The following is a 25,610-nucleotide window of genomic DNA, read 5'->3' as shown; positions in this document are numbered from 1 at the left end:
TCTCAACGGCTGTGCCTGTTGCCTTGATGGCTTTCAACACCACGAACTGTTCTAATCTCTCTGAGCAATATGAACAGTTTGATTCTTGCTGCGCCCTGAATGCCATGTTCATCAGCAAATCGCTGAATATCTTGAATCTCTTCTTGGGTGAATCCGGCTGCATCGTGGTGTGGCGTGGGACATCGGTTTCCCCTGGACTTCGTTTCAATAGTCATTGATTTCCCTCTCGTACTAATCACGATTAATTTTTCGTGTTCAGACTAGCCTTGGCCTAGTTTGCTGTTCATCTATTACTGAAAAGTTTTGTTATAAAATTTCTGGTTTAAGAGTTGCTATATCCTTGAACTTTGCTAATCTAATTCTAACAGATATAAAACGAATTTTGCTCTAGCTAAAACCTAGATCATCCGAATTCAAATTAGAGATTTTTTGTGTCAATTGTGAAAAGCGGCGAGGCTTGATTGATTGAGGAAACCAATGATTATAGGAATGCTCTGCTAAAAAATGAGATTTTCACAAATTCTTCACACTCATTTTATAGACTCAGAACTACTGCTTATATGCCCTCACCATTGGAAGATACGGGAGGGCATTTTTTTCAGAAAAACTCTCATGTTTTTTGTTTCCGATTTGCCGAATTCACAAAATTTTCACAACCGATTAGTAAATTGTTAGTTGGAAGCTTTTGGACTACTAATTTGCCCTCCTTCCGTGCTTGGGGGGCAGTTTTTTTTTCTTATTTTCAGCCCAAAGCCCAGCCGACCGTCTAACTTGGCTGCTCGTAAGGAACTTGTAGATGCCCCTTGGCCAGGATATAACTCATTGTGAGTGGCAGCAGACAATTGTGTACTCTGTATTTTTAAGATGGTTGTGCTTATCCTTTGAGGCAATGCCTTAGGTTTGAATGTCTACTACACAACTGGGCAATCACTCTGGCTCGAATTGCTCACGTCTATCGCTTAGCAAAGATTCCCAATCCAAAATAACAAGACTGTAGGGAGCATTTTTCCATTTTCACCGTGATCTGATATCTGTTCTCGGATGGTGGCTTAAAGGTGACGACAGCAACAGGATCAGCCGTGGGAGTGACCATAATGCTTTTGCCATCCTTGTCTTTAATCGCCAACTTAAGCTGCTCGCAATTGCGATCGCACACAGCAACGAAACTATACTCGCGATTCGGATAGAGCATTACCATCTTGGGTGCTTCTGCTTTGCGAGCCAACTTCGCCACATTAGGAGGGAACGATAGCTGATAGCCCTCATTTTTGGCGGTTTGAATAGCGTGTTGAAGCTGATTAGTCACTTCTTGCTCATATTGCTCTAGAGGTCCGGCTGTTGCTGCTCTATTGAGCAGAGTGCTAAACAGCACAGCGATAGTCAGAAAAATGAGAGGCTTAATCTTCATTGTATTTTTTGGCTGTTCTAAACATCTGTAAACCTGTCAATGACAGGGAATTTTATCCTCAGTACACAGTAGACTAAAACACGTCTATATGGTGTGCGCCCCAAGAACTGTCGCCATATTGTAGGAGCAATGATGAGTCTGTTGTTAAACGTTCCCTGCGCCAGCTTGTTGAAGCAATCTGCACAACTGGCTCGCTAGCCTACACAACAGAAAGCGTTCTAAACCTTCCTTAAACGCTGATTGACGAGTTCAGCGGCTAGCTGAATAGCCGCTTTCATACTTGTGGCATTGGCAATACCTTGACCTGCAATATCAAACGCTGTGCCGTGATCGGGAGAGGTACGCACAAAGGGTAGACCAATGGTGGTGTTGATCGCTCGGTCAAATGCCATGAGTTTGACAGGAATTAAGCCTTGGTCGTGGTACAGCGCCAGATAGGCATCCGGGAGATTTTGGATGTTAGATTTTGGGTGTTGGATGGAAGATCCGTACCAGGCTTGCCCAGCTTTAACCCACAGCGTATCGGGTGGAACTGGCCCCTCAAGCCACACTTTAGGGCGTGACTGACGCTCTTGCTCTAGCCAAGGCATGAGCCAATCTTGTTCTTCACGACCCAACTGCCCTTGCTCACCACTATGAGGATTTAAGCCAGAAATGGCAATCCGAGGTGTCTCGACACCAAAATCAACCCGCAAGCACTCCACGAGCAAGTCCAGTTTTTTGGTCATTAATTCCGGTGTTAGGGTATCTGGGACTTGACATAGTGGAATATGTGTGGTTGCCAGAAGAGTGCGAAGTAACCAAGCGGTGTGGGGCGATCGCGCCACAAATAACATCCCAAATCGCTCAACTCCGGCATACTTTGCCAGTACTTCAGTTTGTCCCGGATAATTATGTCCTGCGGCCTTCCATAATGACTTGGCGATGGGGGCGGTAACAATGCCATCAAACTCACCTGCAAGAGTACCAGCGATCGCCCTTTCTAAATAGGCAAAACTTGCGGCACCACTCGCGGCTGTCCCAACCCCTGCCGTAATTTGATGCTCAAGGGCTGCCTCTACAGGAATATCGAGAATCGATAATCGTTCTGGATCAACCAATGCCTCTTGATGTTCCAGGGTTTGCCGCAGTTGGGTGTAGGTGGTTTGCAAAAGCGCCCGACTGCCTATGACCGTCGTGTCACAATCGTTCATTACTTCTGGGTCTGCCAATGCTTTGAGTATCACCTCTGGGCCAATTCCCGCAGGGTCTCCCAATGTAACCGCTAAGCGAGGACGCCCTGGCTGTGAGCGGTTTTTTTCTGTAAAGAAAGTTTTCCCGGTCTTCATTTTTGGCTTTCCCCTCCAATTCTGAGCCACGACAACCATTGGTAGCACCTATTCCTGGAGATTGACTCTCGCGCTGTTCTACAATACACCCAATGAGTCTGGATGCTTTAAAGCATCTGGTTCCAGGCGGGATGAGCAGGCTTACTGATTAGGTGTAAGCTTTCAAACGGCTCCAACGGTTTGGCGATCGCACGATGCACACGCTTGGCAAATACCTTTGCCCCGTGGGGCGCTCACCCTTTGACACACACTTTACCAATCCATTAGGAGATTAAAAAGAATGAACGGTGAGATGTTTAACGCAGCAGTATTGTCTTTTACTCTGATTTTGGTTGGTTTGGGCTTGGGCTTTTTACTGCTCAAAATCCAGGGAGGCGAGGAGGAAGCTTAAGGCTTGAGCCGATGTGAGGTGAGCAGGGCAAGCCACAGTACCGCTTGGTTTTGTGCCTCCATCGGCCTGCTGCAAAACTAGAGTTTTGGCAAGGTTAGAGTGCTTTGACTGACTTTTACATGGAATCGATCGCAGATTTCTGATAATATTATTGAGAAAGTTTAAGATTCTTTACTAAAATTCCTTGATGAATTTGTTGGTCGTAGGTGCAACTGGCACCCTGGGGAGACAGGTGGTTCGTCGTGCACTCGACGAAGGCCATCAGGTCCGATGTTTGGTACGCAGTCCCAGAAAAGCTGCCTTTCTCAAAGAATGGGGAGCCGAACTTGTACAAGGGGATCTCACCGCCCCCGAAACCCTGAAGCCCGCCCTCGAAGAAGTCACGGCTGTCATTGATGCAGCAACATCAAGAGCAACAGACTCTCTCACCATTAAACAGGTGGATTGGGACGGCAAAGTTTCATTGATTCAAGCGGCGGTGGCGGCAGGTGTTGAACACTTTATTTTCTTCTCAATTCTAGATGCTCAAAATTTTCCCAATGTCCCGCTGATGGAAATCAAGCGGTGTACGGAACTTTTCTTGGCTGAATCGGGATTAAAATACACGATTTTGCGACCCTGTGGCTTTATGCAAGGGCTAATTGGTCAGTACGCCATTCCGATTTTAGACAAACAGGCGGTTTGGATTACTGGGGAGAGTTCTCCCATTGCCTACATGGACACTCAAGACGTTGCCAAATTTGCGGTTCGTGCCCTTGAGGTTCCAGAAACTGTAAATAAGTCTTTTCCCGTGGTGGGCACTAGGGCTTGGGGAGCTTATGAGATTATCCGCCTGTGTGAGCGATTGTCAGGGAAAGAAGCCAAAATTGCCCGACTCCCCCTGAATTTACTGCGGGCTGTGCGCCAGATTCTGCGGTTTTTTCAGTGGGGCTGGAATGTATCGGATCGCTTAGCCTTTACCGAAGTGTTGGCAAACGGGAAACCCCTGGATGCTCCAATGGATGAAGTTTACGAAGTATTGGGTCTAGACCCTAAAGAAACGACAACCTTAGAAGCTTACCTAAAAGACTACTTCAGCCGAATCATGAAAAAGCTCAAGGAGATCGAATTCGAGAAAGACAAAGCGAAAAAGAAGAAGAAAACTCCCTTTAAAACTCAGTAAAGGATGTTTCGACACAGAAAAGGCGATTATCATATATCAAGATAAAATAAGTTGATAAGCAAAAATACTGGATTCCTTCCTCAAGGCATTCCCTGAAAAAGGCATAGGAGTGATGGTTGAGTGCTACTACTCTCTACTCCGTGCCTCTTTACGTAGTCGCTCTCGTAGTGAACCGCTGGTAAAGTATTGCCAGGGAAATCCTTGTTTAAGGTCACACCAAAGCGCTAGTTCAGTTTACTTGACCCCTACGCAGACTGGTGAGCATACCCAAAGCAGGCATCATTTATAACGATCTCAAACCCGCAGCTTGTCGCCTTGCCGTAGAGTTGCAAGACAAGTTGAGTGCGGCGGGTTGGGACGTTTATATGGCTACAGGAGTCGGAGGAATTCTGGGTTATTCTCGCCCTGACTCGCCGATTTGTCATACACCGATCGATAAGTTGGCACCTCCTGGTTTTGATGAAAAGATGACCTTTGCGATCGCATTGGGAGGAGATGGTACAGTTTTAGCTGCGTTTCGCCAGGTAGCGCCCTATGGTATCCCGTTGCTCACCATCAATACGGGTCACATGGGCTTCTTAACTGAGGCTTATGTGAACGAGTTGCCCCGTGTGTTGGAAAAGTTGCTAGCGGGAGAGTATGAGATTGAAGAGCGGACGATGCTGGCAGTTCAGGTTGTTCGCAAGGAAGCGATTTGGTGGGAAGCGCTGTGCTTGAATGAGCTGGTACTCCATCGGGAGCCGTTAACCTGTATGTGCCATTTTGAGATTCAAATTGGGCATCATGCATTGGTGGATATTGCGGCAGATGGTGTGATTCTCTCCACGCCAACTGGCTCGACGGCTTATGCGCTCAGTGCTGGGGGCGCGGTGGTGACACCAGGAGTACCGGTGTTGCAATTGGTGCCCATTTGTCCTCACTCGTTGGCGTCTAGGGCACTGGTATTTGCGGATAGTGAACCGGTGACGATTTTTCCGGCAGCGCCCAATCAGCTAATTTTAGTGGTGGATGGCAATGCCGGGTGTTACGTGTTGCCGGATGATAGCGTCAAGGTTGAGCGATCGCAATTTTCAGCTCGATTCATCCGTTTACAATCTCCGGAGTTTTTCCGAATTTTACGCGAAAAGCTAGGTTGGGGTTTGCCTCATATTGCCAAACCTACGTCGGTAGAATTGCCGTAGAGTGCAATTCTCTCAGACCGAACCTTAACTGTAAGACTTATTCACAGTCAAAACCTTTTAAATATTTTATTTTTGAGTTTGAGTAGGAATGGAGAGAACGTTGATTCTTCGAGGGGACTATCATTAAAATTATTGAACGAAATTCCCAAGGTTAAATGTAACGACTGTTCTTGAGAGGCAACCGCTTGATGCCAATGTCCCCTTGGCAAATATAATAAGTCTCCTGGCTTTAACACGCGCTCCAAATACGGTTTTCTTCCACGATTCAACTGGACTTGCCACTTTTTATAGCCTTGAATTTGCAAAACGAAAACATCAAAGCGATCGTAGTGTAAGTGAGCGCCAGGACGATTGGGATGCGAGCAGAACGCATACATCTTTGTCGAAGCTTTTAGGTCTTCCGCAATCTGCCCAGACAACTGTTCTAAAGCTGGCACTAATTTTTCAATTCTTTCGATATGAAGAGTTTGACCTTGATGCCATCTTTGTAGCAGGTTGGCCTTTTCTCCTGGAATTGGAGGCCCATTATCAAAACACTTCATTTGATTTTCCGGACATTCAATTAATAGGTTTTGCAATTGCTCCCAATGCAATAGCTGGCGAAACTTTTGAGGATTGTCATCAGCAATGATAGCCGCTTTTCTTTTCCAGTATTTTTTAAAAAATTCTTTTAAAGAAAGTGGCGCTATCAGAGTTTCTAAACTTTTGATATTTTCAGTTTTCCGGTATGATTGCTGCTGAGATAAGGTCGATAACTGAGTTAAAAATGCTGTCATCACAGTCTTTCAGTAAGTGCTGTCAACTATTAAGGCTTTCGCCTTGATGGCTTGAAAAATTTTTAGGCGAGTGTCATACGCCTCATCATACGTTTGTCTTACGAAAAACGTATTTCTCTGTGCTCAATATACTCTTAAGGTGCAACTCCTCTGCATCCGTAAAAACCCTGATTTTATGGTTCAGTAGAAATACTGGTTTTATAATTAATTCGATTGGGTAAAATTTATGAGCGATTTTAGTTGGTGTTATTTAATAATAAAAATAGGTCAGAAAGAATTCGTCTTGAATTTACCAGCTATCGCGTGTAATCAAAATGCACATAATTGAATCCGAAGCAACTCTCTAAGGTTTATTCCTCAGCTCAAAATGCAAAGCATCAGTCTTCAGGCGGATTCTCCTCAGAGAGTAAGTCAGTTTGAATGGAGAAGACCGTGTATGTATACGGATGGCTCTTCATGAAGCGCGACGCCACAGGCAAGTTTGTTAACAATTGGAACTCGGAGACAAAACAACGAGTTAGCGTATCTCTGACCAATACAGCATGGCGATCACTCGATCAAGAGGCTCATAAACGAGGAATCTCTCGCTCTGAAGTCATTGAACGCTTTGCCCGCACTCTTGAAGGCGAACAGTTGCTCGCTGCCCAAGAAACTGAACACAAGGTGGCAACGATTCTTGAAAGCATTACGGATGCGTTTGTCGCCTTCGATCGCGACTGGCGTTACACCTACGTGAATCGGGCGGCGGCTAAAATCCTGCACAAAACGCCAGAAGAGTTACTGGGAAAACACGTTTGGAATGAGGTTTTTCCCGATCTGGTCGGTAGAATTGCTTATCGGGAACTACATCGGGCAGTGATGGAACAGGTTCCTGTTTCCTGGGAAGAATTTGAGGAACCTATCCAGTATTGGTTAGAGGTGAATGCCTATCCCTCTACAGCAGGGGTAGCCGTTTATTTTCGGGATGTGACGGAGCGCAAGCAAGGGGAGGCAGAACGAGAACAATTGTTGCACGAGCTGGAAATTGAACGCGCCCGATTTGAAGCCGTTTTGCGACAAATGCCTGCTGGAGTCATGATTGCCGATGCAGCATCCAATAAATTAGTTCTGGCGAACGAACAAACCAAGCAAATTGTTGGGTATGGCTATGAACAATTGCTGGAGATTGAGGACTATGCACCCATTATTCCAAGTGAAATCTTTCACTTAGATGGTCAACTCTATTCGCCTCATGAGTATCCATTGGTGCGATCGCTAAAAACAGGTGAAGTCGTTACCAACGAAGAGATAGAAATTCATCGAAATGATGGTAGCCGCATTTTCATTAACGTCAACTCAGCACCAATTTTAGATAAGCAGGGGCAGATTGTTGCAGCCGTTGTTGTCTTCCAAGACGTGAGCGAACAGCAAGCTGCGCTACGCGAACGCCAACGTGTAGAGCAAGCCTTACGCGAGAGTGAATCGCGGCTACGAGGATTATTGGAGGCAAATCTCATTGGCATTATTATTGGCGACTTTCAAGGCAATATTCTGGAAGTCAACGACGCTTGGTTAGCAACTTTAGGCTACACGCGAGAAGAAGTTTTATCGGGAGAGGTAAACTTCCTAGAGATTACTCCACCGGAGTTTCGGCATTTAGACGAGCAAGCAATGGCACAGATGAAACAAGTTGGTCGCCATGCGCCGTTTGAGAAAGAATACATTCGTAAAGATGGTCGCCGGGTTCCCGTTTTAATTGGGACTGCCTATTTAGGAGGACCCAACAATTTAGGTGTAGGCTTCTTAATCGACTTAACGGAGCGCAAACGCTTGGAACGCCAACTGCGGCAGCGAGAGCAACAGTTCAAAATGGTGGCTGAAAATGCCCCAGACATTATTAGCCGAATTGATTCAGAATTTCGTCACCTTTATGTCAGCCCTTCTATAGAACTGGCAACAGGTATTCCATCAGAGCAATTTCTTGGCAGGACTAATGCCGAGCTAGGAATGCCAGAAGACATGTATCGCATTTTGCATGACAGTTTGCAGCAAGTCTTTGAAACCGGACAAGAACAAACGATTGAATTTAAGTTTCCGACTCTCAATGGTATTCGATGGTATCAGTCGCGTCTCGTACCTGAATTTGCCAGTGATGGCTCCGTGGAAACAGTACTGAGTATTGCGCGTGATGTGACCGATTACAAACAAGTTGAACAGGCATTACGAGAGAGCGAAGAACGCTTACGATTGGCACTGACAGCGGCTCAGATGGTTGTCTGGGATATGGATTTGCAGAGCAATCGAGTGGTGTGTTCTGCTAATGCTCTAGACGTTTGGGGTCTTCATGAAGGGACGGGAGAAGAGTTTGTTGCGCTCATTCATCCAGACGATCGACAACAGGTGCTCCAAGCGACGGTAGGGGCAATAGCTGGAGAACAGCCCTACGCACCGGAGTATCGGGTAATTTGTCCAGACGGCGTTGTGCGCTGGCTCAACAGTCAGGGGCAAGTCTATCGGGATGAGACGGGGCAAGGAGTTCGCATGATTGGCGTTTCGGTTGATATTACAGAACGCAAACAGATCGAAGCAGAACGCGATCGCCTTTTAAAACGAGAACAAACTGCCCGACTCGAAGCAGAAAGCGAACGCAAGCGGTTGTATGACATCCTGATGCAGTTCCCTGCGATGATTGGCATTGTGAAAGGTCCCGATCTTGTGTATGAATTTGCCAATCCCACCTATCTGCAAGGGACTGGACGCACTCCAGACATGATCGGGAAATCAATGCGGGAGGTTTTCCCGGAGCTAGAGGGGCAAATTTACTTTGATGTCATTGAGCGCGTTTACCGGACGGGAGAAACATTTATTCGGAATGAGTCGCCTGCTTACTGGGATCGGAACGGCGATGGTGTGTTGGAAGAGGGATTTTTCAACTGCATCTGTCCGGCTTGGCGGGATGCCGAAGGAACCATTCAGGGCGTGTTGATTTATAACATTGAAGTGACAGCCCAGGTGCGGGCAAGGCAACAAATTGAACAACTACTCAAGAACCTCCAGCAGAAAGAAGAAATTCAGCAATTCCTAATCGAATTGAATGACGCGATTCGTGCCATTCAAGACCCTAAAGAAATTATGTGGCAGGTGGTTTGTGCCACAGGGCGACACTTTGATGTCACTCGCTGTACCTACGGCGAAATTGATTCTACTCAGGAATACGTTATCGTCGATCACGACTATTGCAATGGTGTAATCAGCATCGTCGGTAGCCATCACATGGATTCGTTTGGTCATGAACTGATTGCTGAATTAAAGCAAGGCAGAACAATCGCCGTGGACGATGTCGATCGCGATCCTCGGACTGCCGGATCGGGGGCTGCTACCTTTGACGCAATTCAAACCAAATCTCTCCTATGTGTTCCCTTGGTGAAAGAAGGGCGATTTGTTGCATTGTTGGTGTTGCACCATGTCTCTGTTCGCCACTGGACGGAGGACGATGTGGTGCTGATGGAGCGAATTGCTCAAAAAACTTGGCTAGCCGTAGAGCGATCGCGCTCAGAAGAGGAATTGCGAGAAAGTGAAGCTCACCTGAAACTCGCGCTGAAGGTCGGACGTATGGGAACTTGGGACTGGGATATGCAGACCCATGCATCGCTTTGGTCAGAAGGACACTTCACCGTCTTGGGTCTGCAACCCAATGAGTGTGAACCCAGCTATGAGATTTGGGCAAGTCGGGTTCATCCCGATGACTTAGCAGAAGTTGAGGCAAAGCTTCAGCAAGCCTTAGCTGACAAGAAGGAGTTTCACGATGAATATCGTCTGCGTTGGTCAGATGGCTCCATTCACTGGGTCGAAGTGAGAGGACAGTTTACTTATGATTCTCAGGGAAAGGCCAAGCACTCGATCGGAGTTGTCATTGAGATCACAGAGCGCAAGCAAGCCGAACAGGAACGAGAACAACTACTAGAGCGCGAACGCATTGCCCGTTCTCAGGCAGAAGCCGCACAGCACCAACTGGCAACTATTTTTGACACGTCTCCGGTTGGACTTGCCCTGTTAGATGAAAAGCAGCGATTTATTGCCATCAACGAAGCATTAGCAGAAATTAATGGATTAACCCGAAAACAACACTTAGGACATTCCATTCCAGAACTTTTTGGTCAATCCGATCCCAAATTAGTCGAAGTCTTTCATCAGATTTACGCCACAGGCAATCCTTTCATCTCACCCAACTTTGCGGTGAATGTTCCCGGACGCAGCGATCGCCGTCCCGGTTATTACAACGTTTACTATCTTCCGACTGTTAACTCAAATGGTCAGGTAGAAGGGGTTTTAATTTATGTAGTCGATGTGACTGAACGCGTCAGGTTAGAGCTTGCCCAACGCTTTCTCTCTGAGGCAAGTGCGGTGCTTGCATCCTCACTCGATTATCAAACGACTCTAGAGCGAGTCGCGCAGCTTACAGTGCCGGAATTAGCGGACTGGTGTACGGTTCACATGATAGAAGAGGAGGGTGCGATCGAGCAGATTGCAGTTGCTCACATCGACCCTGCCAAGCTGGAATGGGCCTATCAGATTAGAGACAAGTATCCTATAAACCCCGATGACCCTCGCGGTGCTGCATTTACATTGCGAACTGGGGAATCTGATTTGGTGCCGGAGATTCCCGATGAACTGTTGGTACAGGCAGCGCGTGATTCAGAGCATTTAGAGATTCTGCGGCAGGTTGGATTCAGATCCGTAATGACGGTGCCACTACGAACTCAGGCACGAATTCTAGGGGTCATTTCCTTTATCTCAGCCGAATCTGGACGACGGTATACCTCAGCAGATTTGCAACTGGCAGAGGAATTGGCGCGTCGTGCTTCCTTGGCGATCGACAATGCTCAGTTGTACCGGGTGGCTCAACGCGATCGCGCAAAAGCAGAAGCCGCTAACCGGATTAAAGACGAATTCTTGGCGGTGTTGTCCCACGAGTTGCGATCGCCCCTCAATCCGATTCTGGGTTGGACAAAATTGCTCCGAACTGGGCGACTAGATGCCACAAAAACCCAGCAAGCCCTGGAAACGATCGAACGCAACGCCAAGCTGCAAGCGCAATTAATTGAGGACTTGTTGGATGTCTCGCGCATTCTGCAAGGAAAAATGACGTTAAACGTCGCTCCTGTGAATCTAGGGGCAACGATTGAAGCCGCCCTGGAAACGGTACGACTGGCAGCTGAAGCCAAACACATTCAAATCCAGACCACATTTAATCCGATTTCAGGAACGGTTGCAGGTGATACAAATCGCCTGCAACAGGTAGTTTGGAACCTCGTCTCCAATGCCGTGAAGTTCACCCCAAGTGGAGGACGAATCGAGGTGCAACTAGAGCAAGTTGGCACCTATGCTCAGATTCAAGTCAAAGATACTGGAAAAGGCATCAGTCCAGAGTTCTTACCTTATGTGTTTGACTACTTCCGTCAAGAAGATGGCACAACAACCCGGCAATTCGGCGGATTGGGATTGGGGCTGGCGATCGTCCGCCATTTTACCGAACTGCATGGAGGAACCGTTCAAGCAGACAGCTTAGGACAGAATTTAGGGGCTACATTTACCATCCGGCTACCATTAAACATCGTAGAGCCGGAACCCTCTTCTGATGACAGACACCCAGAAAGTGCGACAGACTTAGCAGGTGTTCATGTTTTGGTTGTGGACGACGATGCAGATATGCGGGAGTTGGCAGCATTCACCCTGATGGGGTCTGGTGCACAAGTTACGACAGCCGCTTCGGCTGCACAGGCGTTAACGTTCCTGAATCAATCGGTTCCCGATCTGCTGTTATGTGATATCGGGATGCCGGAGATGGATGGTTATGCCCTGATTCGGCAAATTAGAAAGTGGTCGCCTGAACAGGGAGGCATGATTCCTGCGATCGCACTTACTGCCTATGCCGGAGAAATCAATCAACAGCAAGCCTTAGCTGCCGGATTTGGGATGCATATCTCCAAGCCTGTCGAACCTGAGGAATTGGTAAAAGCGATCGCGTGTTTGCTTACAGCCGTTTTCAGGTAGATAGACCACATTCTGTGGTCTTTTGAGAACTGTCTTATCAATCGAGAGCGCTCTCAAACAAACGTTCAGGGGGCGACGAGGGAGACAAGGAGAGCAAGGGGGAGTAGGGGGACTAGGGGGACAAGAGAACATCTCTTGCAAAAGTCAAAATCTGACCCCCCGGACTGCGTCTCGCGACGCTAACAGTCCCCCCTTGAGTTCGGGGGGAAGCAAGTGAATTCTAGTTCCCTCCCCTTTCTAAGGGGAGGGTTAGGGAGGGGTTCTTTATATTTTTTGCAAAAGGTCTAAAGTTCAGGGGGGCTAGGGAGAGAAAGTACTATGTACGGTACGTTAGCGAAGCGGCTCTGTAGGAGCAACGCAACTTCGTATGATAAGGGTTTAGGCAGGTATCCCCATCACGTTACTTTCGGGCGAGACGCCGATATTTCTCTAAAACAGTCGTGATTGCTTGAACTCGTCGCATCTGATCGCCATAGACACATTGCCATTCGGTTACCGGACGATTCTCTCTAGCACAGATACCCAACAGCCCCGATGCTTGGTTTATGCCTTTTTCTATATCTAACTCATTATTGGAGTTGAGGTAGAAAGATGCAGTTCTTGCCCAAGCGATCGCGTCAATTCCGTTTAGTCCGCCCCGGCGTGCGATCGCTAGAGCTCGAGGAAAATAACGGGAGTGAATGGGGCTTGCCTGATTGTATAAATCCGCCGTGTTGAGCAGGGCTTCGATGTCCCCGACTGGATTAATCCCAGCAGCGTTTAAATCAACCAACTGAACGGGCAGTGCATTAAGCGCTCGCTCTAGGCACATTTGCTCCGCCAAAGCCATATTTCCACCACTACGCCCTTGGTCGCTACACGGGCCGAAGTTGGTCACCACAGCGCCCCAAGATAAGTTTCCCGGATCGGTATGTCCGAAGTAAAGTGGTGTCTGCTCCACGTAGAGGACACCGTTTTTTACGACCAATCGATAATTTCCCTCTGCCACACCAATCGCCACCATTCCTAACGATGTAGGGGTGGCAAACAGAGGAGACAAACTAATCAGGCTTTTCTGGAGATTGAAAGGAGGAACTGGGATTTTCTGAGTACCCTTAGGTTTTGTTGCAGATTTTTTGCCATTCCTAGGTTTTGTTGCAGATTTTTTGCCATTTCCAGGCTTGATGGAAGCTTTTTTGTCATCTCCAGGTTTTGTTGCAGTTTTTTCACCATCCCCAGACTTGATGGAAGCTTTTTTGTCAACTCCAGGTTTTGTTGCAGTTTTTTCACCGTTCCCAGACTGCATGGAAACTTTTTTGTCAACTCCAGGTTTTGTTGCAGCTTTTTCGCCATCCCCAGACTGGATTGAAACTTTTTTGCCATCTCCAGCTTCCATCGGGAAATCGGGTTGAGGGATAGACGTGGGTGGCATAGGAGCAGACAAATTTAGGACTGTCATCTCCTCTGGCGTGATAGCAGCCGCTTGGATGCGAGCGGCTTCATCGGTAGCTTTGGCGCGATCGCTGTTGTTCTTACCAGGCGTTGTGAATAATAAAGCGGCAAGGGCACCAGTCCCCACCAAACTCAGTAACGTTACTCGTGATAGCCAAACCCAAATAGACATGAATGAGCCATGAATCTCCGACCCAATATTTTAGCAGTGAGTGTTTGAGCCGACAGATCGCCTTGTGCCAGGACATCATCATAATTACGCATGACGCCTTAATAATTCCGGATTTTTCAGGTAATCGCGCTTTGCTCCTTCTGTCAACAGCCTTGTTCTCACTAACGCTCCGGTGTAATGCCTAGCAGTGAGAATTAGGAGGACGTTAGCTCCCATAGCAACTGATAAATTCTCGAAGTACCCAGCCCCAAATTCTGTATTCACCCTTGTAATAACCACCTATCTTCGCCCACGGGCGACCCTTACTATCGTTGGTTATGGCTTCAATATTGACTTCTCTGCCATTTTTTAAAGTATTGATGACTCGACCATTGGGCTGAGTGCGAACATTGAGTGGAGTACCCGTAGGGTCTGTTACTTTGCAAACTTTTGCGGCTTGAGCGGGTAGCCCTACAGTAATCACAGAAGCGGAAAAAGCTAGAGCTAACCAAAAATTAGAGCAATTTCTCATCCAATCTTTCTCCCTCTTATGTTTTAGAACAGGTCAGTTGTAAGTTGTAGGGTGCGTTATTTAACGCACCTTACTACTTTTATAGATTCAAGTAGGGTTATTTTCTCCGCAGCCGAGTTACACTCGGTTGGTTAGGATTTCTCAAATTCAACTGATACTCTGTCAAAGGTACGCGACTGCCATTCCCTTCGGCTACCGTAACCACAAAAACAGTATTGCTGTTAGGAGCTTTGACGATTTTGCGAATAAATTGATTTTGGAGTTGACTCACCTTCAAGGGTTGAGGTTCTTTAAAATTGGGTTTAGAAAAACAAAGAAGGTAAGCTCCATCCTGATAGCGAGCCGCTAAAAACCAATAGGTTTGGCGATTTGCTTTAAACTCCCATTGATAAGAGAGAAAGGCTGCATCAGACTCTGGTAATCTTGAGTTGGGTCGGCAGCGGTCATCTAGTAGAAATTCACCAGCAATGACAGACTTGGAAAAAGAGACGAGGCTTCCGGTCAATACAGTCAAAACCAATACAGAAATAGTCAAGCTTTGTTTTACACTAGCCATATTAACGTTGAAGCCTCCAAAAAAGAAAGAAAAGACCAAACACGCATTCGCTCACACTGTACTATTTTCACAATAGAAAAGTGTGGCTATCAGGCTTGATGAATTTTAAGATCGCTTAATAATCTTTTTTCTTTTTTTTATCCTTATCCTTGTCCTTTTTCTTTTTCTCTTTGTCTTTGTCTTTATCTTTATCTTTGACTTTCCCCTTAGTCTCTTGAGCTGCACGTAAAATCAGGTTTCGGGCAACGGTCTGAGTACCCGTGTGTTCATAATAGTTAGTTGACATGTCAAGGAAGGCAGCTACATAGTCTAACTTACTATCAGCAACGTTCATAAACTGTTGCAAGTGTACGACTACTTTTTCGGGTGTTAAGTTCCGAGACATAACAAAATTATTCATCCAGCCTTTAACTGAGGCAAAATTTTCGCCGATAAAGCCCAATTTACCAGCCGTCGTGCCGCCAGGAATTGCGCTGCTGATGTTTTGATAGGTTGGATTTCCTTCTAGTTGAGCGGTATTTAATTGCCCAAGAACAGATTGAGCTTTTAGGATGAAGTTGGGGCCAAGGGGAATTAATCCATCAACTGCAATCAGAGCAGCCATCCGGATTACGGACTCATTATGATAGTTAGCTAAGGATGCTTTAAACGCGTCAATATTGGTAGGAATACCATGCAGTCGGCAAAAAGCGATCGCTTCGACAACGAGTTTCAAGCACAGATCGATGGTTTGGACGGTGTCGGCTTTGGGAGTTAGCTGATTTAAGAAGCCCAAAAAGCTGATTTTTTCGCCAATTTTATTCGCTAGTGCGGCTGCACCGATCGCATTATCAGCCCGATCAACGGTTTGATAAAGCCATAAGGTTTGTTGATAAACTTCAGAAGGGTTATTGTAAAGTGCGATCGCCCTCTGACCAATTTCCTCAATTAAGTATCTATCCGTAACACCCGTAACCGCACGAATCGTGTTGTCAAACCCTACTACGTTTTGCCATTCACCGGGGACGATAAAATCTAGCGATCGCAGCATGTAAACGGTCATGCTATTGGTTGGTAGGTTATCGACCAACTTAGAGATAGATTGGCTCACTGATGCAACTTCCTTATTTACGATCAAAACTCGCTTATGCGGCCTATCTCCGATATTAGCTTTCGGGAGCGGGTGGTGGCATCAGCACAGCACTTCTTTCCCCCCTACACAGACAGTTCCAGGTTTTTCACCCTAATTTACCCTTTAGAGGGCGTGATATTGCTTCGCGTCGCGCTGTCCCTCTATAGATTTCTGGCTATTCAACGGCAGTATAACTGTAAACGTCGTGCCCACTCCCACATCACTTTGAATACTAATCTTCCCGTCATGCAAGTCCACAAAGTGTTTGACAATGGACAGTCCTAGTCCTGTACCAGGAATCTTACCGACATTTCGCCCTCGATGAAACGATTCAAACAATTGTTGTTGATCTTCTAGCGGAATGCCAATCCCCTGATCTTGAACTTGGAAGATGGCGTTACCATGTTGATACGAGAGTTCCAACCAGATGTTGCCACCTTCGGGTGAATATTTAATCGCATTCGATAACAAATTAACCAGAATATGTTTCAGGAGATTTTCATCCAGATAAACCGAGTTGCACTCCCCTCGAATGGCCAATAATAGCCTATGTTTACTTCCTGCCTCAATCTGCATTTCTTCTACCAGATTAGAGCAGAATTCCGCCAAATTAAACCGATTTAAGTTTAATGTTAATTTTCCGACTTCTGCTCTAGTAAGAATTAAAATATCTTCTAATAGCTGTGTCATTTCTCTAGCCGCAGATTCTAGATTGTTAAGACAGCGTTCTTGTTGATCCTCCGTCGTTTTATCTTTAAAGTTTTTGAGTAATTCACTCGAAACTCGGATGCGCGTGAGTGGATTGCGGAACTCATGGGACATCATAGAAACGAAGTTGAATCTACCTTCACTCAGTTCTCTTTCTCTTAAAAGTGTATTCCGAACTTCTTCAGCTCGCTTACGCTCTGTGATGTCGCGGGAATTGAGTACAATACTCGACCTTTTGCCAGGAATAATACTACTCTCCAATCCCACTTGATTAGAGGTGGCAAAGCGGCTACTGTTATTGCGTTCTAGAAGATGTTTTCCGACTGCCTCAAGAATTCGCCAAGAACCATCTTGATGCTGAAAACGGAACTCGATAGATAGGGCAAGGTTGAAATTTTGGACGAGCTGATTCAGGGTCTGAACGAGGTTTGCTCTATCTTCAAGGTGAATGTAATCAAAAATATTTTTCCCGACTAAATCCTCTGGTTTATAACCCAAAACCCTTTCAATAGAGGGGCTTTCATAGTCAATAATTCCATCAGCATTAACAACTGTGATAATGTCTAAAGCATTTTCAATTAAGGCTCGAAAACGTTCTTCATTCTGGCGCACAGCTTGCTCAGCTTCACGTCGCTTGTGTCGCTCACTAGCCTCGCGTAACTCCCGCTCTATCGTGGGTGCCAGTCGAGCCAATTTTCCTTTCATTAAGTAATCATGCGCCCCCGCTTTCATTGCCGCAACGGCAATATCCTCACCAATCGTGCCGGACACAATAATGAAGGGTAAATCTAGCTGTCTTTCCTGCAAAAGAGTCAACGCGGCTGGGGCACTAAAACTAGGCAAAGTATAATCAGCGATAATAATATCCCAGGTCTGTTGAGCGAGTGCGGCGTTCATTTTCGAGGCTGTATCCACTCGTTCATAGATTAATTCGTAACCACTGCACTCTAGTTCATACGCTAACAGCTCGGCATCGTCCTCCGAGTCTTCCACGAGCAAAACACGCAGTGGTCTATTTATCATGAGCAAAGTCCTTAGATAGCTGGTAGTTCGTTCAAAATTAGCCAATACATCCCCAATTGCTGTACGGCTGTCATAAATTGTTGAAAATCTACAGGTTTGCGAATGTAGCTGTTGCATCCAAGACTGTAACTATTCATCAAGTCTTGCTGTTCATTGGATGTTGTCAGAATCACGACAGGAAGAAATTTTGTTCGGTTGTTGGCACGCAATCGCTGTAATACTTCCAATCCATTTATTCTAGGTAATTGTAAATCTAGGAGGATTAGAGCTGGCATGACGCTCAAGTCACGACTTGCGTACATTCCTGTACCGAATAAATAGTCTAGCGCTTCTACTCCGTCATGGGCTACCACGACCTCATTGGTAATCCTGCTTTGCTCGAAAGCCAGCAACGTTAATTCTTCATCGTCAGGATTATCTTCCACAAGGAGTAGAGCGTTTCTTTGGCCCACCTGTTTAGCCCTTTGAGAACTAGTAAAGAACCTCCTTTTAGCTTACAGCCTCAAGAATGTTAACGCCTATTTATAATAAGAGGGCAAGAATTTTTTTGAGGTTACAAGGTGAAATAGAATTTAGCCCCTTGTTCAACGGCTCCTTCTGCCCACACACGACCTCCATGTCGGTGAATAATGCGTTGGACGGTGGCTAGTCCAATCCCACTACCGGGAAATTGAGCTTGGCTGTGTAAGCGCTGGAAGGCTCCAAAAAGTTTATTGGCGTAAGCCATCTCGAAGCCTGCACCGTTGTCATTCACAAAGTAGACAGTTTTAGCATCTTCCTGAAGTTGGCTATCAAATTCAATCCGTGCCAGCATCCGCGCTGACGTAAATTTCCAAGAATTGTTAAGCAGATTCTCCAACACAATTCGCACAAGCCTCGCATCTCCATAGGCAATCAGTCTAGGTGCGATCGCCCATTCCACTTGCCGTTCAGGTTGTGTACGTTGGAGTTCTGCGGCGATCTCCCTTGCCAAGGCGCTCAAATCGACTTGTGTGCGCTGCATCTCACTACGGGTGACTCGCGATAACTTGAGCAAATCATCAATGAGTTCGCCCATCCGCTGCGTACCTGTACGAATTCGTTGGAGGTAGTGTTTGCCTTTCTCATCGAGCTGGTCAACGTAGCGGTCTAAAAGGGCTTGGCTAAAGCCATCAATTCCCCGCAAAGGTGCTCGTAGATCGTGAGAAACTGAATAAGAAAAAGATTCAAGTTCCTGATTGATGGCTTTAAGTTCGGCTGTGCGTTCGGTAACACGACGTTCTAAGTTTTGATTGAGTTCTTTAATTTCCTGCTCGGCTCGTTTGCGATCGGTGATATCTCTGGCAATCAAAATGACACCAATGGCATTTCCTTGAGCATCTCGCCAGACGCTTTTTGTAGAAAGATACGTTTTTTGAACGCCTTCGATGAGTAGCTCTTCCTCAATAATTTCTGTTTCACCTGTACTGATGATGCGACGATCATTTTCCATGATCAGAAGCGCCGTATCAGATGGGAACAACTCACTATCATCTCGACCCAGAATTTCTGATTCAGGCTTTCCTTGGATATCGCAAACCGCCGCATTGATCATCACATAGCGGCTTTGCAAATCCTTAACTACAATGGCATCCGGGGTGCTATTAATGACGGATTGTAGGAGGTTATAGCTTTTTTGCAGTTCTTTCTGTGCCCGTTTGCGCTCCGTAATATCGCGGGTTACTGTTGCGATCGCGATCGCCTCATCAGTTCGCGAGTCTGTGATCAGAAAACAGTTATGATGCACTACAATTGGCTGGTTTGTTTTGAAGTTCCTGAAGCGATATTCGTCCTCCCAACGTCCGTTTTTCATCAAGAGTGGCACAATTTGCTCTAGGTACTCGACCCGATTGTCTTCCATCAGGTAGTCGAGTACGAGTGTACTCTTAACCTCGTCATTACTATCGAGTCCTACTAGCTGTTTACCCGCCTCATTCACGTAGAGGACTTCTCCCGTCATTGAAGCTAAGGCAATAAAATCAGAACTATTTTCAATCAGTGAAACTAATTTTTTGTGTTCTTCTTCAGTCGTTTTGCGAGCGCTAATATCTTCAATAATAACAATAAAGTACTGCGGTTCGCCGGACGAATCTCGGACAATCGAAGCGGTCAGATTAATCCAAAGGGGGAGAGAATTTTTACAAATGTAGCGTTTTTCCAGCGAGTAAGTTTGAATCTCACCAGCCATCATTTGCTGAAGGTATTTGAGGCTAATATTTTGGTCATCAGGGTGAGTAATATCTTGGAACGTTTGCTGTAAAAGTTCCTGACTCGTGTAACCCACAATGTCACACAACTTTTGGTTCACCAGTAACCATTTTCCATCAAGTCCCACCTGTGCAATACCAACAGCGGCTTGATTGAAGATAGCGCCTAATCTCTGTTCGCTTTCTCGTAGAGCCTTTTCTGCCTGTTGGCGCTCAACAAGCATTTGGGCGTTCTCCAGGGCTACGGCTGCACTGGCAGCCAAACCTTGTAGCATCGTAATATCATTGTCACTAAACGGACGTTGATTGGCTTTATTATGAAGTTCAAAACAGCCGATTAATTCTTCTTTGCGATTAAAAATAGGAATGTTTACTAGATTATAAAAAGTAAAACTTTTTTGTAGATACGGTAAGATGTGAGGGTCGCTTTCAATATTATTAGATATATAAGGTTTTCGGGTCTCCATAACCCAACCGGAAACCCCCATTCCCCGCTCACAGGTGATATCAATCGAGTAAATTTTGCCATTTTGATTGTATTCAGTAAAAACCATTTGCCCTTGCTTGTTTATTCCGTAAGTCCCAGCCGATGCTCCTGCCAGCTCGATCGCTGAAGCCATCATGGTTCTCATTACTGTTGGGATTTCCAGTACAGTGTTAATCTGATGACTAGCGCGGGAAAGAATTTCCAATTGGCGACTGCGCCTTAACAAAGCTTCCTCGACCTGCTTGTGTTCACTGATATCACGCGCAATGGAAAGCGTCGATTTAATCGAGCCATCCTTTGCCAATTCCGGCACAAGACGAACTTGATAATATCTCAGTCCGCTGGGAGTAGGAAACTGAAATGCAAGGGACTCTTCTTGACCATTTTTAAACACTTTATGTACAAAACTCTCCCACGAAAGAACCAAGTCTTCTGGCATCCCTAAGTCTCGATTCGTTTTGCCGATAAATGTCTCAGGTAATAATCCTGTTGCTCGTGTTATGGCTGGGTTGATGTAGACATGACGCAAGTCGCGATCGAACCGTGCGATGATATCTGGAGCATGTTCAACAAGCGCTTTGAATTCTTGTTCGCGTCGGTTTAGCACTTCTTCTTGATGCTTACGCGCTTCTATTTCTATTTGCAGTGATTCGTTGATTTTGGCTAACTCTGCGGTACATTTCTGAAGTCTGATTTCTAGCTGTTCATTCACTCTTTGTAGCGCTTCTTCGGCTTCTTTCCGTTGAGTAATTTCGCTTCTTAGTTCAAGGTTAATCCCTTCTAACTGGGCTAGGCTGGAGAGAGCCAGTGCTTTAGGAATCAAGGCCATCACTATCACTGCCGTACCCACTGATACCCAAGCGGTAATTGCTTTGATCAATCCCGAAAGCCAGTAAGTTGGGTGCCAGAGTGTCCATACCTCGAATAAATGAGTCGTACCACAGGCGACGATAAAGCTGCCAAACATGAGAAAAATCCAGTTAAAGGGCAAATCTCGCCTTTTATGAACAAAATAAATTAACAGGAAGGAAATTGAATAATAAGAAATTCCTGTCACCGCATCTGCTGCAACATGGAGCCAGACTAGCTCAGGTTTCCAAAGATAGCAGTGTCCTTGAGGAATAAAGCCTCTTGCATCTACAAGGGTTCGTACAAATTCCAGCATGAACTTTCCCTTATTAAGCTTTCCGTAATTAACATTCCCTAAAACTCCGCTCTAATATTCATCATGAGTAGTCTCAACACGGAAATAAGGCAAATGCATCAGATTCCCTTCCTCTCTTTTTTGACGTTTGGCAAAAGTCTCAAGCGATTGTTTGATTAGTGAATCGATGTTTTAAGCCAAACCCCTGTGTAACGGACGGTCAAGACATGCTACAACAAGGAAGATAGCTCAGGTATATACCCAGGTTGAAAGTACAAGCTCTGCCCATGCACTCTGCTACCCTTGACCCTAATCCCTGTGTCTTAGTTGTAGAAACAGACGAAGCTTTTGCTGAACGACTGAGCCTGGATTTGAAAGAAGCAGGATATTGTACTGTCGTTGCACATGATGCTAGTAGCGGCTGGCATCAAGCCTGTGAACTCCAACCGGCTATGGTTGTTGTGGATCGAGCGCTTGCTGGCGAGTCAGGACTGAGATTGTGTACTCAAATTAGAAGTTCCGGCTCTCGCGTGCCGATACTCCTGCTGATGGCTCGTGACACCGTAGATGATCGGGTGGCTTGTCTGGAGTCTGGAGCTGATGATTATTTCCTTAAACCTTATCGCACTGAACCTTTTCTACAGATGGTGCGGCTGTATCTAGAGCCGAAAACAAATGCTACGGAACAGCTAAGATTTGGGGAACTGGTTTTAGATTTGACAACGCGTCGTGCGATGCGCGGAGGGCGGGCGATTGACTTAACCATGAAGGAGTTTGAACTCCTTAAATATTTAATGATGCATCCCCGCGAGGTCTTAACCCGCGAACAAATTCTCGAAAATGTTTGGGGTTACGATTTTATGGGAGAGTCGAATGTGATTGAGGTCTACATTCGTTATTTACGTCTCAAAATTGAAGATGAAGGCGAAAAGCGCTTGATTCAAACTGTGCGGGGCGTCGGGTATGTATTGCGAGAGTCGTAGAGCGTTGGGAATGGCAGTGGGGAATGGCTTTTCCTCGGCTCTCGCTGTTGAGCATCAACCTCTCTGAGTCGGGAACATTACCAACCGATCAGCGCTCACTTAGCGATTAAGGGTGTTCCGTACCAGAGACGGATGGGTGAACATCCTTTGAGAATAAATGGCATATTGAGCGGAAAGACGTTGATGAAGTGTCAGATGGGTTTATCAGGAATAGTATTGAGTCTTTTGTTAATGAGCTGTGCCTCATCCGTGCCAGCCGAATCGGGGCAGGAGAGGCTCTTAAGTCAACAACCAACGCCTGCTCCAGTCGTCTCCTCGTCACCTACAAATGCCGGTCAAATGTTACCTATTTCTGCTCAAGCTGAGATCAGAGGTCAGCGGATTTCACTCGAAGTGGCACGGACGCGCCAGCAGCAGCAAATGGGGTTGATGTATCGAACGTCTCTAGCGGATAACCGGGGAATGTTGTTTCCCTTTGACCCGCCGCAACCGACCAGCTTTTGGATGAAGAATACTAAAATTCCCCTCGATATGATTTTTTTGCGAGACGGGCAAGTGAAAGCCATTGTCGCCAATGTCCCCCCCTGTAAGGCCGACCCCTGTCCCTCTTATGGCCCTCAAAACACGATCCTGATTGACCAAGTGATTGAACTGCGTGCGGGGCGTGCGGCAGAACTCGGTTTAAAGGTGGGCGATCGCGTCAGCATTCAATTCCTGGACAGCAATAACCCCCCTACCCCTCGACCCACTTCTTAAATTCTTATTAAGAATCTTGAAAAAAAATCATGAACATTTTATAGTTTTGTAGCGAAAATGAGCTACTCTTTCCATAGGCAGACTTCAGTGGTCAAAATTTTAGGTATTATTGACTACTAATAACCTAATCGCGCTTGAGCTATCCAAAGGCTGAGCCGAGAAGGAAAGAGTGTACGAGTCGCCAAGGGGGTTCCCGTTGGCAGGATGGTGTGAGGAGAGTTTAACAAATAACGTACACCCGGTGGGAAATCTGCCATTTTACAGATGGCTTGAATTCAATCGCTGGAGTAGATCATCATTAAGCAAACTTGGCTTAAGGTTGCCGTGTTTTGGTTTTGAGTATCCAGTTCAGCAAAGCGGGCTTGACCGACTTACGATCTTATCCTATCTAAGGGCATAGCTTTTAGTAGCGAAATTTTGTAGGGCGCTCAGCGTAAGAAACAAACTCAACTGATGAAAATCTCTGATAGCTGGTGATTTGGAACACAAGTCACAATGGTTCTTACCCTCAACATAGAGAACAAGAATCAGCAAACGGTGGACGGATTGAAGACTGGCTACCGAAGCTTTCAGGATGCAACCCTCTAATTCCAAAATAGAGCAGACCAGAGGAGGTGAAAGCAACTATGACCCCTACAACCTATACTCGATTTCTTCGCTTTCTTCAAGAAGAGTTAGCCATTCCCACAGACTCGCTGGCGATCGCGCAACGGTATCGTGAGCATGACCCAGGCCCATTGCCGATGATTCTTTGGCAGTACGGTTTAGTAACCCTTGAGCAGCTAGACCGAATTTATGACTGGCTGGAAACAGTCTGAGACTGAACCAATCGGCGAGGAGCAAACGAATCATGTCCAAGCGCTTACGCCTTTGGGTTAACCTAACTCCTAGGCAATTTTCAATATTTTGTTTTCCTTCACAATTTATCCCATATAAAAAAGAGCGGGTCAATGAGCGACTCGCTCTTTTAGTCATGAATCCAGGTGATAAATCATGAGGATTTCTAATGACTCATGACTCTGGCTGCTGCTGCCACACCGACTCCAGGCATGAAAGATTCATAGGCCAATTCTTGAAGAGTGCTTTCGAGAGCCGCAATCAGGCACAGAATGTCGCGATCGCTCACAAAGCCAAGGTGACCAATACGGAAGATTTTTCCTTTAAGGTGGTCTTGTCCCCCCGCCAGAGCAATATCAAAGCGCTTTTGTATCACAGATCTGATTTGTTCTGAGTCAACCGATACAGGTGCCACAGCCGTAATGGCTGGACTCGCCACCTCATCCGCCGCAAACAGAGGTAGCGAGAGAGCTTTCAGAGCTTCCCGTGTTGCCTTCATCAGACGCTGATGACGAGCGAAGATAGAATCTAACCCTTCTGCTTGCATCATCCGCAGCGCCACTTGTAGCGCCACAACCAAGTTGACGGGTGGAGTAAAGGGATTAATATTATTCGCCGCCGCTTTTTTGTACACCCCTAAATCTAGGTAAAAACGGGGCAACTTAGCGGTTTGATAAGCTTCCCAGGCTTTGGGGCTAACCGAAACAAAGGCCAATCCAGGGGGAGTCATATAGCCCTTTTGGGAACCCGAAGCCACGACATCAAGCCCCCAGCGATCAATCGGTAGATGAACCGAACCTAAGCTCGTAACCGCGTCAACAATTATCAGCGCTTCGCCATGTTCTTTGACATGACGGTTAAGGGTTTCTAGGTCGTTGAGGACACCCGTCGAGGTTTCAGAATGGGTGATGATCACCGCTTTGATTTGCTTGTCCCTGTCGGCGGCTAGTTTTTCTCTAAACTGCTCCGTATCTAAAGATTTACCCCATTGAGCCGTAATTTTTTCGACTTCAAGGCCAAAGGCGGCACACAAATCCGCCCAGCGATCACCAAATTTCCCGTTACATCCCACCAAAACGCGATCGCCGGGACTTAAAAAGTTAATAATCCCTGCTTCCATCGCACCGGTACCACTCGCCGTCAACACCAACACATCATTCTCAGTCTGGTGCAGCCATTTGAGGTTTTGGGTCACCTCTGCCATAATGGCGCTAAATTCGTCGCTACGGTGGCTGATTGGGTGCCCAGCCAAGGCCAATAACACTTGTTCTGGTACCGGTGTCGGCCCAGGAATCATCAGCATGTGCTTGTTGTCCATTGGGTAGTTCTCCATCTTCTCGCTCCGCCTGCTCCAGGATCTCACAATCGGTTGGCCTGTGCTGGAAGC

Annotated in this window: 20 protein-coding genes; 7 read left to right on the top strand and 13 right to left on the bottom strand. The window is 46.4% G+C overall.

Features of this window, described 5'->3' with window-relative positions; all coding sequences use genetic code 11:
* Positions 1–2: 2 nt before the first annotated feature.
* From NDI48_23310 to pdxA, 3 genes are all read right to left on the bottom strand, one after another.
* Positions 3–215: a hypothetical protein gene (locus NDI48_23310; protein MEP0834096.1), complete on the bottom strand. Its 213-nt coding sequence runs from the start codon at positions 213–215 to the stop codon at positions 3–5.
* A 737-nt stretch (positions 216–952) separates the two neighbouring features.
* On the bottom strand, positions 953–1,408 hold the full coding sequence (locus tag NDI48_23305) for a hypothetical protein (protein ID MEP0834095.1): 456 nt from the start codon (positions 1,406–1,408) through the stop codon (positions 953–955).
* A 218-nt stretch (positions 1,409–1,626) separates the two neighbouring features.
* Positions 1,627–2,736 (bottom strand): 4-hydroxythreonine-4-phosphate dehydrogenase PdxA, encoded by a 1,110-nt coding sequence (gene pdxA / locus NDI48_23300; protein ID MEP0834094.1) that lies wholly within the window; start codon positions 2,734–2,736, stop codon positions 1,627–1,629.
* A 280-nt stretch (positions 2,737–3,016) separates the two neighbouring features.
* On the opposite strand from pdxA, the gene NDI48_23295 reads away from it, so the two are divergent.
* From NDI48_23295 to NDI48_23285, 3 genes are all read left to right on the top strand, one after another.
* Positions 3,017–3,127, top strand: coding sequence for a cytochrome B6 (locus NDI48_23295; protein ID MEP0834093.1), 111 nt, complete (start codon positions 3,017–3,019; stop codon positions 3,125–3,127).
* A gap of 187 nt (positions 3,128–3,314) precedes the next feature.
* Positions 3,315–4,289 (top strand): SDR family oxidoreductase, encoded by a 975-nt coding sequence (locus NDI48_23290; protein ID MEP0834092.1) that lies wholly within the window; start codon positions 3,315–3,317, stop codon positions 4,287–4,289.
* Between the two features lie 263 nt (positions 4,290–4,552).
* Positions 4,553–5,470: an NAD(+) kinase gene (locus NDI48_23285; protein ID MEP0834091.1), complete on the top strand. Its 918-nt coding sequence runs from the start codon at positions 4,553–4,555 to the stop codon at positions 5,468–5,470.
* A 47-nt stretch (positions 5,471–5,517) separates the two neighbouring features.
* Here NDI48_23285 and NDI48_23280 read toward each other — a convergent pair whose 3' ends face one another.
* Entirely contained in the window at positions 5,518–6,246 is a 729-nt protein-coding gene (locus tag NDI48_23280; GenBank protein MEP0834090.1) for a cupin domain-containing protein, read from the bottom strand.
* Positions 6,247–6,702: 456 nt separating this feature from the next.
* On the opposite strand from NDI48_23280, the gene NDI48_23275 reads away from it, so the two are divergent.
* The gene (locus tag NDI48_23275; GenBank protein MEP0834089.1) at positions 6,703–12,279 is read left to right on the top strand and encodes a PAS domain S-box protein; all 5,577 of its coding nucleotides are present in this window, start codon (positions 6,703–6,705) and stop codon (positions 12,277–12,279) included.
* A gap of 400 nt (positions 12,280–12,679) precedes the next feature.
* Here NDI48_23275 and NDI48_23270 read toward each other — a convergent pair whose 3' ends face one another.
* The 7 genes from NDI48_23270 to NDI48_23240 all read right to left on the bottom strand — a co-directional run bounded on the left by NDI48_23270 (position 12,680) and on the right by NDI48_23240 (position 21,668).
* Entirely contained in the window at positions 12,680–13,882 is a 1,203-nt protein-coding gene (locus NDI48_23270) for a hypothetical protein (protein MEP0834088.1), read from the bottom strand.
* Positions 13,883–14,087: 205 nt separating this feature from the next.
* The gene (locus NDI48_23265; protein MEP0834087.1) at positions 14,088–14,393 is read right to left on the bottom strand and encodes an SH3 domain-containing protein; all 306 of its coding nucleotides are present in this window, start codon (positions 14,391–14,393) and stop codon (positions 14,088–14,090) included.
* Positions 14,394–14,490: 97 nt separating this feature from the next.
* Positions 14,491–14,949 (bottom strand): hypothetical protein, encoded by a 459-nt coding sequence (locus NDI48_23260; GenBank protein ID MEP0834086.1) that lies wholly within the window; start codon positions 14,947–14,949, stop codon positions 14,491–14,493.
* Positions 14,950–15,064: 115 nt separating this feature from the next.
* On the bottom strand, positions 15,065–16,039 hold the full coding sequence (locus NDI48_23255) for a hypothetical protein (GenBank protein ID MEP0834085.1): 975 nt from the start codon (positions 16,037–16,039) through the stop codon (positions 15,065–15,067).
* Positions 16,040–16,183: 144 nt separating this feature from the next.
* Positions 16,184–17,791, bottom strand: a complete 1,608-nt coding sequence (locus NDI48_23250) for an ATP-binding protein (protein ID MEP0834084.1) — start codon at positions 17,789–17,791, stop codon at positions 16,184–16,186.
* 11 nt (positions 17,792–17,802) lie between these two features.
* Positions 17,803–18,243 carry a response regulator gene (locus tag NDI48_23245; protein ID MEP0834083.1) on the bottom strand — a complete coding sequence of 147 codons (441 nt, stop codon included), beginning with the start codon at positions 18,241–18,243 and terminating at the stop codon, positions 17,803–17,805.
* A 101-nt stretch (positions 18,244–18,344) separates the two neighbouring features.
* Positions 18,345–21,668, bottom strand: coding sequence for a PAS domain S-box protein (locus NDI48_23240; protein MEP0834082.1), 3,324 nt, complete (start codon positions 21,666–21,668; stop codon positions 18,345–18,347).
* Between the two features lie 266 nt (positions 21,669–21,934).
* Here NDI48_23240 and NDI48_23235 point away from each other — a divergent pair, with 266 nt between their 5' ends.
* Both NDI48_23235 and NDI48_23230 read left to right on the top strand, forming a co-directional pair.
* A complete protein-coding gene (locus NDI48_23235) occupies positions 21,935–22,630 on the top strand; it encodes a response regulator transcription factor (protein ID MEP0834081.1) in 696 nt (231 codons plus the stop codon).
* A gap of 183 nt (positions 22,631–22,813) precedes the next feature.
* The gene (locus tag NDI48_23230) at positions 22,814–23,386 is read left to right on the top strand and encodes a DUF192 domain-containing protein (GenBank protein ID MEP0834080.1); all 573 of its coding nucleotides are present in this window, start codon (positions 22,814–22,816) and stop codon (positions 23,384–23,386) included.
* A gap of 116 nt (positions 23,387–23,502) precedes the next feature.
* On the opposite strand, the gene NDI48_23225 is transcribed toward NDI48_23230, so the two are convergent.
* Positions 23,503–23,643 carry a hypothetical protein gene (locus NDI48_23225; GenBank protein MEP0834079.1) on the bottom strand — a complete coding sequence of 47 codons (141 nt, stop codon included), beginning with the start codon at positions 23,641–23,643 and terminating at the stop codon, positions 23,503–23,505.
* A gap of 369 nt (positions 23,644–24,012) precedes the next feature.
* On the opposite strand from NDI48_23225, the gene NDI48_23220 reads away from it, so the two are divergent.
* A complete protein-coding gene (locus NDI48_23220; GenBank protein ID MEP0834078.1) occupies positions 24,013–24,204 on the top strand; it encodes a DUF2949 domain-containing protein in 192 nt (63 codons plus the stop codon).
* A gap of 185 nt (positions 24,205–24,389) precedes the next feature.
* Here the strand turns inward: NDI48_23220 and NDI48_23215 are convergent, their stop codons facing one another.
* Complete coding sequence (locus tag NDI48_23215) at positions 24,390–25,541, bottom strand: alanine--glyoxylate aminotransferase family protein (protein ID MEP0834077.1); 1,152 nt, start codon at positions 25,539–25,541, stop codon at positions 24,390–24,392.
* Positions 25,542–25,610: the final 69 nt, after the last annotated feature.

The sequence above is a fragment of the Microcoleus sp. AS-A8 genome, from assembly GCA_039962225.1.
GTDB lineage: Bacteria > Cyanobacteriota > Cyanobacteriia > Cyanobacteriales > Coleofasciculaceae > Allocoleopsis.
This window is presented reverse-complemented; position numbering and strand designations above follow the sequence as displayed.

Excerpts from the sequence above, each read along its gene's own strand:
- NDI48_23310 (MEP0834096.1), bottom strand. The coding sequence starts at position 215 with ATGACTATTGAAACGAAGTCCAGGGGAAACCGATGTCCCACGCCACAC.
- NDI48_23305 (MEP0834095.1), bottom strand. The coding sequence starts at position 1,408 with ATGAAGATTAAGCCTCTCATTTTTCTGACTATCGCTGTGCTGTTTAGC.
- pdxA (MEP0834094.1), bottom strand. The coding sequence starts at position 2,736 with ATGAAGACCGGGAAAACTTTCTTTACAGAAAAAAACCGCTCACAGCCA.
- NDI48_23295 (MEP0834093.1), top strand. The coding sequence starts at position 3,017 with ATGAACGGTGAGATGTTTAACGCAGCAGTATTGTCTTTTACTCTGATT.
- NDI48_23290 (MEP0834092.1), top strand. The coding sequence starts at position 3,315 with ATGAATTTGTTGGTCGTAGGTGCAACTGGCACCCTGGGGAGACAGGTG.
- NDI48_23280 (MEP0834090.1), bottom strand. The coding sequence starts at position 6,246 with ATGACAGCATTTTTAACTCAGTTATCGACCTTATCTCAGCAGCAATCA.
- NDI48_23275 (MEP0834089.1), top strand. The coding sequence starts at position 6,703 with ATGAAGCGCGACGCCACAGGCAAGTTTGTTAACAATTGGAACTCGGAG.
- NDI48_23270 (MEP0834088.1), bottom strand. The coding sequence starts at position 13,882 with ATGTCTATTTGGGTTTGGCTATCACGAGTAACGTTACTGAGTTTGGTG.
- NDI48_23265 (MEP0834087.1), bottom strand. The coding sequence starts at position 14,393 with ATGAGAAATTGCTCTAATTTTTGGTTAGCTCTAGCTTTTTCCGCTTCT.
- NDI48_23260 (MEP0834086.1), bottom strand. The coding sequence starts at position 14,949 with ATGGCTAGTGTAAAACAAAGCTTGACTATTTCTGTATTGGTTTTGACT.
- NDI48_23250 (MEP0834084.1), bottom strand. The coding sequence starts at position 17,791 with ATGATAAATAGACCACTGCGTGTTTTGCTCGTGGAAGACTCGGAGGAC.
- NDI48_23240 (MEP0834082.1), bottom strand. The coding sequence starts at position 21,668 with ATGCTGGAATTTGTACGAACCCTTGTAGATGCAAGAGGCTTTATTCCT.
- NDI48_23235 (MEP0834081.1), top strand. The coding sequence starts at position 21,935 with ATGCACTCTGCTACCCTTGACCCTAATCCCTGTGTCTTAGTTGTAGAA.
- NDI48_23230 (MEP0834080.1), top strand. The coding sequence starts at position 22,814 with ATGAAGTGTCAGATGGGTTTATCAGGAATAGTATTGAGTCTTTTGTTA.
- NDI48_23225 (MEP0834079.1), bottom strand. The coding sequence starts at position 23,643 with ATGGCAGATTTCCCACCGGGTGTACGTTATTTGTTAAACTCTCCTCAC.
- NDI48_23220 (MEP0834078.1), top strand. The coding sequence starts at position 24,013 with ATGACCCCTACAACCTATACTCGATTTCTTCGCTTTCTTCAAGAAGAG.
- NDI48_23215 (MEP0834077.1), bottom strand. The coding sequence starts at position 25,541 with ATGGACAACAAGCACATGCTGATGATTCCTGGGCCGACACCGGTACCA.